General features: G+C 58.6%; 17 protein-coding genes. 8 read left to right on the forward strand and 9 right to left on the reverse strand.

What is annotated here, in order from left to right; translation table 11 throughout:
- The first annotated feature begins 164 nt into the window (after positions 1-164).
- Positions 165-437 carry a hypothetical protein gene (locus GV027_RS19170; protein WP_236559399.1) on the forward strand — a complete coding sequence of 91 codons (273 nt, stop codon included), beginning with the start codon at positions 165-167 and terminating at the stop codon, positions 435-437.
- Positions 438-540: 103 nt separating this feature from the next.
- On the opposite strand, the gene GV027_RS19175 is transcribed toward GV027_RS19170, so the two are convergent.
- From GV027_RS19175 to GV027_RS19185, 3 genes are all read right to left on the reverse strand, one after another.
- A complete protein-coding gene (locus GV027_RS19175; protein WP_159513243.1) occupies positions 541-1,011 on the reverse strand; it encodes a hypothetical protein in 471 nt (156 codons plus the stop codon).
- 152 nt (positions 1,012-1,163) lie between these two features.
- A complete protein-coding gene (locus GV027_RS19180) occupies positions 1,164-1,598 on the reverse strand; it encodes a DNA-binding protein (RefSeq protein ID WP_159513244.1) in 435 nt (144 codons plus the stop codon).
- Positions 1,599-1,676: 78 nt separating this feature from the next.
- Complete coding sequence (locus GV027_RS19185) at positions 1,677-2,744, reverse strand: replication initiation protein (protein WP_159513255.1); 1,068 nt, start codon at positions 2,742-2,744, stop codon at positions 1,677-1,679.
- A 304-nt stretch (positions 2,745-3,048) separates the two neighbouring features.
- Between GV027_RS19185 and GV027_RS19190 the strand changes: the two genes are divergently transcribed.
- Positions 3,049-3,480, forward strand: coding sequence for a hypothetical protein (locus GV027_RS19190; RefSeq protein WP_159513245.1), 432 nt, complete (start codon positions 3,049-3,051; stop codon positions 3,478-3,480).
- On the opposite strand, the gene GV027_RS19195 is transcribed toward GV027_RS19190, so the two are convergent.
- Both GV027_RS19195 and GV027_RS19200 read right to left on the reverse strand, forming a co-directional pair.
- Entirely contained in the window at positions 3,444-4,319 is an 876-nt protein-coding gene (locus tag GV027_RS19195; RefSeq protein WP_159513246.1) for a hypothetical protein, read from the reverse strand. The genes GV027_RS19190 and GV027_RS19195 overlap by 37 nt on opposite strands.
- Complete coding sequence (locus tag GV027_RS19200; RefSeq protein WP_159513247.1) at positions 4,319-4,588, reverse strand: mobilization protein; 270 nt, start codon at positions 4,586-4,588, stop codon at positions 4,319-4,321. The genes GV027_RS19195 and GV027_RS19200 overlap by 1 nt, the downstream gene beginning before the upstream one ends.
- 225 nt (positions 4,589-4,813) lie before the next feature.
- Between GV027_RS19200 and mobQ the strand changes: the two genes are divergently transcribed.
- A complete protein-coding gene (gene mobQ, locus GV027_RS19205; protein WP_159513248.1) occupies positions 4,814-5,872 on the forward strand; it encodes a MobQ family relaxase in 1,059 nt (352 codons plus the stop codon).
- A 2-nt stretch (positions 5,873-5,874) separates the two neighbouring features.
- Here the strand turns inward: mobQ and GV027_RS19210 are convergent, their stop codons facing one another.
- From GV027_RS19210 to GV027_RS21950, 4 genes are all read right to left on the reverse strand, one after another.
- Positions 5,875-6,159 carry a BrnA antitoxin family protein gene (locus GV027_RS19210; protein WP_037531051.1) on the reverse strand — a complete coding sequence of 95 codons (285 nt, stop codon included), beginning with the start codon at positions 6,157-6,159 and terminating at the stop codon, positions 5,875-5,877.
- Positions 6,140-6,427, reverse strand: a complete 288-nt coding sequence (locus GV027_RS19215; protein WP_159513249.1) for a BrnT family toxin — start codon at positions 6,425-6,427, stop codon at positions 6,140-6,142. The genes GV027_RS19210 and GV027_RS19215 overlap by 20 nt, the downstream gene beginning before the upstream one ends.
- A gap of 237 nt (positions 6,428-6,664) precedes the next feature.
- Entirely contained in the window at positions 6,665-7,558 is an 894-nt protein-coding gene (locus GV027_RS19220; protein ID WP_159513250.1) for a sensor domain-containing diguanylate cyclase, read from the reverse strand.
- 102 nt (positions 7,559-7,660) lie between these two features.
- Positions 7,661-7,840: a DUF5808 domain-containing protein gene (locus GV027_RS21950; protein ID WP_037531056.1), complete on the reverse strand. Its 180-nt coding sequence runs from the start codon at positions 7,838-7,840 to the stop codon at positions 7,661-7,663.
- A gap of 134 nt (positions 7,841-7,974) precedes the next feature.
- Here GV027_RS21950 and GV027_RS19225 point away from each other — a divergent pair, with 134 nt between their 5' ends.
- The 5 genes from GV027_RS19225 to GV027_RS19245 all read left to right on the forward strand — a co-directional run bounded on the left by GV027_RS19225 (position 7,975) and on the right by GV027_RS19245 (position 11,483).
- Positions 7,975-8,862, forward strand: a complete 888-nt coding sequence (locus GV027_RS19225; RefSeq protein ID WP_236559400.1) for a Crp/Fnr family transcriptional regulator — start codon at positions 7,975-7,977, stop codon at positions 8,860-8,862.
- Between the two features lie 179 nt (positions 8,863-9,041).
- Entirely contained in the window at positions 9,042-9,605 is a 564-nt protein-coding gene (locus tag GV027_RS19230; protein WP_159513251.1) for a recombinase family protein, read from the forward strand.
- A gap of 570 nt (positions 9,606-10,175) precedes the next feature.
- Positions 10,176-10,358 (forward strand): CsbD family protein, encoded by a 183-nt coding sequence (locus tag GV027_RS19235; RefSeq protein ID WP_159513252.1) that lies wholly within the window; start codon positions 10,176-10,178, stop codon positions 10,356-10,358.
- An 18-nt stretch (positions 10,359-10,376) separates the two neighbouring features.
- On the forward strand, positions 10,377-10,592 hold the full coding sequence (locus GV027_RS19240; RefSeq protein ID WP_236559401.1) for a hypothetical protein: 216 nt from the start codon (positions 10,377-10,379) through the stop codon (positions 10,590-10,592).
- A 21-nt stretch (positions 10,593-10,613) separates the two neighbouring features.
- Positions 10,614-11,483, forward strand: a complete 870-nt coding sequence (locus GV027_RS19245; RefSeq protein ID WP_159513254.1) for a hypothetical protein — start codon at positions 10,614-10,616, stop codon at positions 11,481-11,483.
- Positions 11,484-11,587: the final 104 nt, after the last annotated feature.

Below are 11,587 nucleotides of genomic sequence, written 5' to 3' on the forward strand. Positions count from 1 at the left end.
CCACCAAAGCCCTTCGAAAGGGCTTCCGTTTGGGGCTGTCGGCTCCGGGCTACGCCCTACGCCGACAGCCCCAAACGGAGTCTCATCTTGATTGACGCTGCTGTCTCACCTTCATCGCCGCGCAGCATGCGGCCGACATCTACCTCGGGGACACGTCCAGCCAGGTGATGGAGTTTCTGCTTCGTCCTCGGCCGTGCGTGTTTCTAAATCACGATAACGTTGATTGGCGCGCAACCGACGATCACGATTTCTGGACGCAGGGTCAGGTCGTCGAGGAATTCGGCGATATCTTGCCAGCGCTTGATCGCGCTTTCACGCTACAACCTTCCTTCGAGGCCGGTCAGCGCCTCTACATCGCAGAAACGGTCGGCGAAACGGGACCGGCGACCGCCGTTCGCGCAGCCCAAGCAGTCCTAGCGCTTGCAGCTTGGACCTGATGCAAAACTTTTGATTTTTGCATCAGTAATGTCGGGATGGGAGGGAAGCCGTCTGGCGGCTTTTGATCTCGATTGGGGAAAGTAGACAAGCGCAAGCCGGGCATCACATCTCCTGACTTGTCTCAACGCCATCAAAGAAGGCCTTCGATGCTGCGCATAGTGCGGTGCTGTTGCCGCCGCCAAACCACCCGAAAGGAGATATCTTTGGCCCCGTTTGATCGGGCCACTTGATCATCCCGAGAGCGTGTAGATGATAACCTCGGCCACCATGTTCGTACCAAACGATCCATTTATTGCCATGCTGATACGCTCTTAGGAAACGCCGCTGTGGGACAGACGGGTCGCGGATGACGTCTGTTGCATTGAACGCCGTCCCAGCGTCAGCGAATCCTTCTTTGAAGAAGGCTTTGAGCCGTTCCACTGCGACAGGCGGTAGGTCGCTTAAGTGATACACCGCCTTGGCTCCGACCGGTGTGCAGGCAGACAACTTTGGCATTGGCTCTATGGGCTCGCGAACCGTGCTTTGTAGCGGCACGCCTACACCTGTAAAAGCAAGCGCCAGTTCTAAAAGCATCGTCATTCCTTCGCCAATTGCCGGGGCGCACGAGGTGCATTCTGCTATTCGGCTAGCATGAGGGTACGTCTGCAATTAGGCGGAGGCAAACGAAGAGGAATAACCGCGTTTGGGCGTTTCCGAACGTCGCAAAAGGGACCCCTTTTGCAACCTCACTCGTCAGGGCGACCGAACAGCCGGCCAAAGAACCCCCGCTTGGATTCCGTTGGGCCTGGTCCTGCCAGCAAACCGATTACTCGGGCCTGTGCCTCCCGGCGTTCGTCCTCAGATTTATCGAGCCGTTGCCGCAGATCATCAACTACGCCATCGCGATCACGAAGCTGTTCACGCAACAGTTCAACTTCCCGGAGCAACCCCCCTGTTTCCATTAGGGTTTCCCTGTTTCCAACGGGGGTGTCGAGATGGGTAGTTTCAACCGTTTCCGGCTGTTTCGGGGGAAACACCCGAAATAGCTCAGAGGTGTCGATTAGGTAGCCATTATCGGTTTTCTCGGCATAGCTAAGACGCCCCGATTTAAGGGCTTTCGAGACAGTGCCCTTGCTGACACCAGCCAGTTCGGCACCCTTCGTCATCGATACGGTAGCCATAGGTTTATTCCCGTGTTTCCAACCGGGAGCCATGACCGGTTGCCTCAGGGTATCGCGCAACCCCGACAGAGACAAGGATCAGAGTTTTGCCCACTTCTCCGCGCAACCCTTCACCCATGTGGTCCAATCATCACGAAGAGCATCACCCCGGAGTTGCCGTCGCCGGTTAGATCGGACGCGGGCGTATTGATCCGCTAGCCGTTGAATTGCATGGCCTCCGCCGTTGGCGAGGCCGATCGCATAGAGGTCTGGCGTCCGATATTCCGACACCTGATCGTCGGCAGGCCACCGCAGTATGTCCGAAACCGAAAGGCTGGCGGCTGCGGCAGCGATGATAGCAACAGGATCAACAATCGCCTCTTCGGTGCCTTCGCGCCGTGCGCGTCGACCGGCCCGGTGACGTTCGTTTTCCTCCTCGGCCGCCACAGCGGCAATCGGGGCCTTGCGGCGGAAGGTGATCGCCACTTCGGTGACCTTGCGGCCCCTTCGCTTTGCGACCTCCCAGGCGACCGAAAATTGAGGGACAAGCTGATTTATCTCAGCCGTCGCCGCATCGAGGACGAAGCGGCGTAGATCGGCAAATGAGCCATAGGTGCCTTCAGGAACGCCGAGTTTGGACCGTAGCGTGGCGACGTCCCCCCGCCAGATCGGCACGTCGCGGCGATAGAGCAAAGCTCCGAGCTGGTAGAGTTCGAGAGCATATTTGCTATCGAACGCTAACACCGTTGCCCGATGCAGCAGGGCATAGGCTTCGCTGTCTTTCAGTAGATCCCGGGCGCGGCGAGTGAACCGGTAGATCAGCCACCCCTGCTCTCCCCCCTCAAATGTCTCCTCGATCATTTGGAAGGTGCGACGCCCTTGGTCGCCCTCGACCTGATCGGGCATGGCAAAAAAGATACCCATCAGTTCGTCGATCGTATCGGTAAGGCGATCATTGGAATTGTGGGAGCCGCGCAGCATGCGCTTGGCGATCCGATGTTCCTGGTCGCGCCATGCGTCGCCAGCGGCCTGGTGCATCATCAAGGCGAGAATCTTGCGAGCCGAGAGGGTAAGCGAAACACCACGCGCGTAGCGGACCTCGACCAGTTCGCGCGGTTGCACGATCGTGTCGGAACCCCGCTCCTTCTCGATCCGCGCAACTTCCATCGTGCGCCTAGGCTTATCGTCAGCTGCCCCGCTCATGGCAGCACAATCGTTCGATGCGACAACGCGGTCAAGTATCATGAGATGAGAGCGGCTAGCTTCTCACTTCACGCACCCCATTCCTCACGATACCCCACCCCATTCCTCATGATACCCCACCCCAAAACTCATGATACCCCACCCCATTCCTCATGATAGACCGGAATCAGCCTTTTAAATCAGTGAGATACAGCACCCTGAATCATAGAATCATAGAATCATAGAATCACCGCGCGCGAAACGGAGAAGATTTAGATGGAATCGGCCTTTGGCCGATGCGCTGATCATGCGTGCCGGCTACGCCGTCACAGGGGCGGCCTATCGGCCGCTGGCTTGGCGAGGAAGAAGTTGGGGCAAGGGCGGCGCGCGATCATTCGCCAGTCGTCACGCGGCGAGGGGGTTTGCCGTTGCCATCGTGGACAACGATTGCGGACACACCCGAAGCGGCGATGCGATCAATCAGGCGATCGGCCTCCTCGTATTGATCGCTGGGCCAATCGCGGGCGACGTGGACGCGATCGTCGCCAATTTCGAGTGTCAGGTGCGAAATGGAGGGATCGAGGTCGAGCAGCCGCGCCATGTCGGCCTGGATGTCGAGCGTGACGTGCCGGAGATCATGGCCGGTCAAGACGAGCTGCCAGGTGCGGGTGCGATCATCGAGGCTCACGGCCTGTACCATCCTGTAGTCGGCGCGGCGTAGCAAACGCGCTGACCGTCCTGTTTGGTTTTGCTCCATCCCTTGCCCGAGCAGTTGGCGATGAGGGGGATGGTGGCGGTGCTGGTCTCGTCGAGCTGCCGGGCGAGCTTGCCGTTGACGGTGTTGGCCCAGCTCGCGGCGGCGACCTCGTCGCGGGCGCGGGCATAGCCCGATGCTTCACCGGCCCCGTTCCCGAGGTGATAGCCGTAACTCAGCGCAACAGGCACCAGCAGGGCGAAGCCGGCGAGCGCGCCGTTCCACCACCTGTCCCACCGGCGCCGGCGCAGCTCATGGGCGCGGCGATCGGCGGCATCGGCGGCAAGACGATCGTTCAGGGCGGCGTGCGCGGCCGTGTCAGCATCGATCCGACGCCGCAGGGTCTCTCCCGCCCCGGCAAGGCCATCTGCGGCCCCATGACGCGCTCCGGCCTCCGCACGGGCCGCCAGAACCGCAGGATCGACCAGGCGAGCCGCTATGGCCTTGTCGCGGGCTTCCTCGTCCTCAGCACGCTGGGCGTCCCTGGCAGCGGCATCGGCGAGGCTGGCGCGTACGTCCGTCACCAGGTCGCGCAGGGTGCCGAAGCCGGCAAGGATGCGCTGGATGTTGGTATCGAGGTGGGAGAAGAAGCTGTGCGCTTGGGCAGCGTCGGCGGCACCGCGCGCGCGACCGGCGGCAGAAGGCAGAGGATCGGCGGGCATGTCGAACTCGGCCGGGTCAAACTTGCCGGCCGGGGGATCGGACCGGTCCTCGCCGCGACCCCTTACCCTTCCGCGTCCCTGATCGTGGAGCTGACGCGCCTGTTCGAGCAGGCGGCGAGGATCGTCGTCGCGGTCGCGGTCCATCAGCGGTCCTCCCCGGGCAGCGTCCACCCGTCGAACGGTTTCCTGTCCTGATTGCGGCTAATGCGATGGGTCAGTTCGGTGACGATGCCGGCGAACCGCTGATCCTTGGTGGCGGCATCGAGTAGCAGGCCACCCAGGATGATCTTGCGGCGGGTATCGAGGCGACGGCCTTCGGTGGCGATCCGGGCGTTGAGCGCATCGAGGCGAGCCTTGGCCTGGGCAAGACGTTTTTTCGCCAGTTCGACAGATTCGGGAGTGGGGGCAGCCATACCTTCTCCGCGTCAAAGCACGATCACAAAGCCAGCATAGCGCAAACCAACAAACGAGGCCACCCGAGAAGACGATAGGAGACAAGGGCGCACTTTAGCATTACTATGTAATACGTGCGGCAGGGACACCCTGCACCCATGTCGCTGAGCGACAGCGGGGCCTCGGCCCCACACCCCGACCAGCGTCATGCCGCTGGACTACGTTTGAGAAGGCGCACGCGGACGATGGCGATCTACCATCTTGCGGTGAAATCGGTGTCGCGCTCGACCGGACGCAGCGCGGTTGCGGCGGTTGCGTATCGTGCCGGTGTCTGCCTCGAAAACGAGCGCGACGGCCTGGTGCACGACTACACGCGGCGGGGAGGTGTCGAGGACACGTTCATCGTTACGCCGGAAGGCGCGGAGTGGGCGCAGGACCGCTCCGCCTTATGGAACGCGGTCGAGGCGGCGGAGAAGCGCAAGGACGCCAAGGTGGCGCGGGAATACGAGCTGGCGCTACCAGCCGAGCTGGACGCCGGCCAGCGCCGCGACCTGGTTCGTGCTTTCGCGGAGGATATCCGCGACCGTTACGGGGTGGCGGTCGATGCGGCGATCCATGCCCCCCATGATTACGGCGACGATCGTAACCACCATGCCCACGTCATGACGACGACGCGGGTGGTAGACGCTGACGGGCTGGGGGCGAAGACGCGCCAGCTCGACGTGCGATCGTCGGCGTCGATCGAGGTGGAGGAGATCCGGGCGAGCTGGGCGGCGCAGGTCAACGATGCGCTCGAACTGGCGCAAGTGGCCGAGCGGGTCGATCATCGCAGCTATGCACGTCAGGGCGTGGAGATGGAGCCGACCGTGAAGATGGGGCATGCCTCGGCCGCGATCGAGCGGCGCGCCGAGCGCGAGCAGATCGCGGCCGGCGAAGAGCCGCACGCCGTTACCCCGCGCGGGCAGATGAATGAGGCAATCCAGGAAGCGCGGGGGCTGGGGTACTACATCCAGCGCGGTAGGGAGCGGATACACGAATGGAGCGACCAGCTACGCGAACGGGCCGAGCTGGTAGCGCAGAGCATGTCGAGCTTCGTCCAGGGTGCAGCGCGCGCGATGCGGTCGGGGCTGCATGTCAGTAGCGGTGACGGGTTCGACGCCCTGCCGGCGCTCGACCAGTCACCCCGTCGAGAGCAGACGCCGGCGATCGATCTGGACCAAACGGGTCAGAGCGGGCGCGATCGGCAGCAAGAGCGGGAACGACAGCGCGGACATGATGGCCCGGATATCGGCTTCGGGCGGTAGCGTCAGGCCCGTGCTTCGCTCTCGGCAACGTAGCGGCGCAGCACGCGGTTGATTTCGGTCTGGTAGCCGCGATCGTGGGCGTGTTCCTTGAACCAGCTTACGATATCGGCATCGAGCCGGAGCGTAACGGGCTTCTTTATAGGGCGATACAGACTTGGCCGGCGGGCATGCTGCCACGCCTCGGCCGATGCTTCGGGGATATCCGTGGTGTTGATCTGATCGTCTGGCAGAGCTGCGAGCCGATCGAGCTGATCCTGCAACTCGGGACTAAGCGCTTTCTTGCTCATAGCGTTTCCTTTCGTGTGCCGTTGCCTTTCGGGCGCTGATGATACGGACCCGGTCTTCGTCGTCCGGTTGGGGATGGCTGTGAACGACCACCAAAACAACGACGGCACCGATCATGCCGATGGCGTGCCAGCGCTGCTCGCCACCTTCCACGCGATCAGGAAGGATCACGTAGAGCGGATCGCTCCAGACCCCCTGCGCCAGCTCGAAGGACACCTCGTGCTTGGCGAGATTCGATGCGGCTTTCTCATCGTCCCACTCGAAAACCACGGCTGCTCCTGTATTTACAGAAACGTATGTACACTATGAGGCGTTTTACGGCAAGTGAGGTGCCGAAGGGCTTTCCCGTTTTCCCATGTGCATCAGGGCATTTCGAAAAAATCGAATTGGGAACAGATTCTGGGAAAACGGCTTTGTCAGAAGCCGGCAAGGCTAGTCGTCCTGCCCCGCTGTCTTACTAGACCTTCCTCGCGAGAACGCGGCTTGATGCGCCAGCTTCACAACTTACTACGCCAATTCGATAATGTTCCGTCCCGCGTGCTTGGCACGATAGAGCGCGGCGTCAACACGGTCAAAAATCGCCGACGACTGTTTCGGCCCACGGAAGATCGAAAGGCCTATGGATGTCGTTACCATGTTGTGCGGTGGATTGCCGGTATGGGGCAGTTGCATGTTGAGAATACCTGTTCGCATGGCTTCAAAGAACGCTAGGGCGTCGCTCGTCCCTTGTGTCTTGCAAGTCAGAAGAAATTCTTCACCACCGATCCGATAAGCCCGTCCGTTCTGCGCTACGGCAGAATGGCGAAGCAATGTTCCGATTTGGCGTAAAATCATATCACCTGCCGCATGCCCGTATTGATCGTTATACGCTTTGAAGTTGTCGATATCCAGAATGCCTACGGAGCGCATGAGACCGTCGTCGGCACCCTCTACAAACTGCGGGTACTCACTCGCATAAGCTCGACGATTCGAAATACCGCATAATGCGTCTGTTCGGGCGTATTCTGTTTCTGTAACGTCGGTGAATATCCACAATCGTGCGGCAAAGGCAGCTGGATCTTTTAAAGGCACACTGCGGCGTGACAACAGACGCCCATCCTTTAAGGAAATCTCATCCTGAGATTTTTCCGATGTCAGGTTGATCCGTTCTACCTCATGCACGAACGCTGCCGGGTCGAATAGTTGGTCTTTAACGTAGCGCAGCAGCAACGTATCGTCCGCGACTTCCAATAAATTGGTCGGAATGTTCCAGTGCCTGGCAAACGCGGGGTTGCAGTAAACGACCTGTCGTTCGGCGTTTGTCAGCAGAACGCCATCAGGAAGCGCGTCCAGGACGCATTCAAACGTTGAGCGGTAGCTCGCCACCGGGCTACCTAGGGAGCTGCGATGCTGATCATCCACCAAGGAATTTGAATCCTATCCAACGCAAATAATGAGTATTTTTGCATCAAATCGATGACGCAGCGGATGCGTAGGAGCTGTCCGATGCGGGCATTGGCCTAATCACCCGTACTGTATTCCGGCGACGATCAGAATTATCATCCCCACGCTTGCCAGCGCTAGTTGACCCTTGGGATGCCCGACGTTGACGGTCCATCCTAAGGCCTTCATTCGCTTGGGCACCACGATGCGGGGGTCGTCAGCATCATGATATAATCCTAGCAAGTCGTACCCCTTCCTCATGGGATCAGCTCCTCAACATAAGATGCCATCACGCTATATCGTGCACGTCGACTGTCCACCACTTTGCCATTTCTGATGCGAAATTCACAAGTTTTGCATCAGGCTCGAAGCCGTGAAAATCGTGGCATCGCTTGATGCAGAAATCCAATGCGGGTCGGCTGCAAATGACCTGGTTTGGTAGAAAGCAGACTGTCTGCGATTGGAACTTGGACGGCCATCATGACCATGCTCTGGCTTCTAGGGTTTATGCGTTCGGTTTTTTTCATCGCACGATACAGATCGTCGGACTTACATCGCTGCCTGGAGGAAAAATGAATTCTAGCAAGTTTCTTACGGGGCGTGGCCGAGAGCGTTTGACTCTCGAAGAACAAACTTTGCTTGAGGACAGCAGTAGCAATGTCCAGGCGGTTAAGGCTCGAGAAACCCTAGTTCGGAGGGGTAAGCCCGTTTGTTCGAGTATGCTGGTGACCGAAGGTTTTGTCTGCCGTTCTGCAAGCAAACATCGAGGGCAGCGGCAAATGGTTAGCCTTCATATACCAGGCGATTTCGTTGACCTTGATGGATTCAAACTCAAACGCCTCGATAACGACGTAGTATCGATTGGACCAGCCAAAGTTACTGTCTACAGCCATGATACATTAGCAAGTTTGAGCGAACGTTGTTCACGTTTAGCTGAGTCGTTTTGGCTTAGCAGCTTATTGGACGCAGCAATTCACCGTGCGTGGATTTTTCGTCTTGGTCGCCTTGAAGCCGAGGAACGCGTTGCGCATCTCTTTTGTGAGCTTCATGCTCGACTAGAGATGGTTGGCCTAGCTCAGAATGCCTCGTTTGGGCTTCCACTAACACAATCTGATTTAGGTGCAGCCTTGAGTCTTACTGGCGTTCACATAAACCGCGTACTGCGTTCTTTGCGTGAGCGAGGCCTTCTGACGTTCCAGAGCCGACAAGTGAAAATTCACGATAGAAAAGCGCTGGCCAAGCTAGGTGATTTTGACCCTGCTTATTTATATGCCGCGACCTAAATACGCTAGATGACTGAATGAGCGGCCGCTTTAGGATAGTTGTATTTCGCACCTGAGCATCGGAATTTGGGCGCCTTTACCGCTCCCGCTGTTGCGAAAGGGTTCCCTTTTGCAACGGTAGTTCGAGCCAGCTAAATCAATGACTTGGCTGTTGCAAAAGGCTGTAGCTAAATACGCTGATGAAAATAGGCTATGCGCGTGTCTCATCCGGCGAACAAAACCTCGATCTTCAACGTGACGCACTGACCGTCGCTGGTTGCAGCATGATCTACGAAGACGAAGGTGTTTCAGGTGTTGCACGCCGTCGCCCTGGGCTCGACCAAGCGCTGACCATGCTGAAACAGGGCGATACCCTAGTGACATGGCGTCTTGATCGCCTGGGACGCTCCCTGCCGCACCTCATTGAGCTAGTATCCGCCTTGCAGGACCGAAGTTGCGGTTTTGTCTCACTCAACGAGGCGATCGACACCAGTTCCGCCGGAGGTAAGTTGGTGTTTCATATCATGGGAGCGCTCGCTGAGTTCGAGCGCGCACTGATCGTAGAACGGACCCGCGCCGGCATGACGTCTGCCCGCAAGCGTGGCCGTCATCTCGGCCGGCCCCGAGTTCTATCCGGTGCGCAACTAGACAAGGCCCGAGAAGAAATTGCCGGCGACCGGGAAACCACCGCCAGTATGGCGAGCCTTCTGGGGGTCAGCAGATCAACTTTGTGGCGAGCGCTACGGAATCGGCCAAGCTCATGACGGCGCGTGTTGTCCGTGGTGTTTCACTGCTTACGACGGATAACAAAATGCCCCGCTGCGGGGGGGCAGCGGGGCGCTTGGGAAACCGACAAACAAGGGGGGGGAAGTTGCCGGTCTGATGGAAGAACCATATTCGCGATAATTGGTTCCCGCCTCAATGGCTTAAATGCCCTGCCGGCCGTCTACCGGCAGGGCATCGCGAGCTTCACCACCAACTCCCCCCGAAGGGTGGGGCGCTACAAGCTTGATAAAAACGGGAAAAACGACGCTGTGTTCCACTAAGGCGACCGCCCTAGCGTGCGGTTGGCGATCTTCTCTATGGATCTGTGCATCGGTGTTTTGCATCGGCAGGTCACCAGGTTTTCTGCCACTTTTTGGTTGATGCGAAACTTGTGACTTATGCATCGCGCGCGGCTTTGGTCGTTCGGCAGACACGCCGAGTCGAGATCGGGTTTTAAAAGCGGCGGCGCCTCTTCCGCTTTAAAACCTGGATCCTGGAACTGTCCAAACTCCGCCTTGTTTGTCTGCCGACCCCGAAACGATTTCGTGATCGATGAGCAGGAGACGAACATGGGTGAGTTTACCGACAAGCTTGACGCTGCAGGCAATAAGATCGCCGGCAAGGCCAAAGAGCTTTATGGCGATGCGACCGACAACGAACAGCTGGAAGCCGATGGCAAGGCTCAGCAGCTGAAGGGTACTGGGCAGGATGTGAAGGGTAGCGTCAAGGGTGCGCTCGGCGACAACGTCTGATCAGACTTTCAATGCGAAATGAGGTTGTTCCGCCCGGGCGGAGCAGCCTTTTCGTGCCTTTGTGTGGCATCCCGCGAACCCTATATCTGCCCTATGATTGAGCGATGCTGGACGATCGATATTTCTAAGAATTTCGACGAAATCGAACAGCGGGTGATCGCGATCGTCGCGGAAATGGATGGTCTTGGCGTGTTTGGCGTGATGAGCCCAGACGATGCTGATAACGACAATTGAGGGAACCACCCGGTCTCGTCTATGCATAAGTTGATTACTCGCGAACGGCGTAAAATCATCGCCTTCCTGTTTCTTGGTGAAACGCTGCTCATCCCGCACCTTCATCCGATCGTCGAAGCCATCGTGCAAGAAGCTCCTGATGTCCGTGTCGACATATGGACCGTAACCTCGACCCACGAACGCCTGATTGTAGGTTGGTTGGATGAGCTGAACATCAATAATACCAATGTCCGGATCCGCCGCGTGCCAGGCTTTCGCACAATTCCTGGCCTTCCTCTTGGCAACGTCCCTGAGCTACCGCCCAAATCCATTACGCTGCTTCGCCTCATGCCTCGCCTAATCACTGCTTCGGCTATCGTTTGTGCGGAACAGACGAGTCTGTGGATCCCCACTTTGCTTCCGTTTTTTCGAGATCGTTTCGTCAAGACGTCTCACGGCGTTGGCTCGATGAGCGCCCGTGATGACCGTCGTCGCCGCGCTGCGCGTCTTTTACTGGTGCCTAGCGAAACCGAGAAACGGACCTACACAACTCGCGGCATACCTGAGGACAGGCTGATAGTTACTGGCTATGTCAAATCCGCCTTTCGTGCCCGTGAAAGTGGCAGCCCCGTCTTCGCGTCGTCAAAGCCAGTCGTCGTGTACGCTCCCCATTGGCAGCAGCATCGGTCGTCTTGGTGGGGTTGGGGCCGCGAGCTTGTAGCGCTGCTTGCTGCACAGGATCGCTACAACGTCATCCTGGCGCCGCACCAGCGCCTCGTTGAAAAGGACCCGGAGGTCCGCGAGGTCTTAGCGTCCGTTGGTGATCTGCCCCATGTTCATGTCGATCTCGACAGCTTCGCGATGGTCGACGGCAGCTACATGGCTGCGGCTATTGAGCGGCGATCTGGATGAGACAGTAGCGGCGATCAGGATGAGACTCTGCGGCCGTGACGGGAGCGAGATTGTCGCGGCGCGACAGGCAATGCAAGGCCAACTTTGGTGTTGATCGCCGCTCC

Source organism: Sphingomonas sp. T1, assembly GCF_902506585.1.
GTDB classification, from domain to species: domain Bacteria; phylum Pseudomonadota; class Alphaproteobacteria; order Sphingomonadales; family Sphingomonadaceae; genus Sphingomonas; species Sphingomonas aerolata.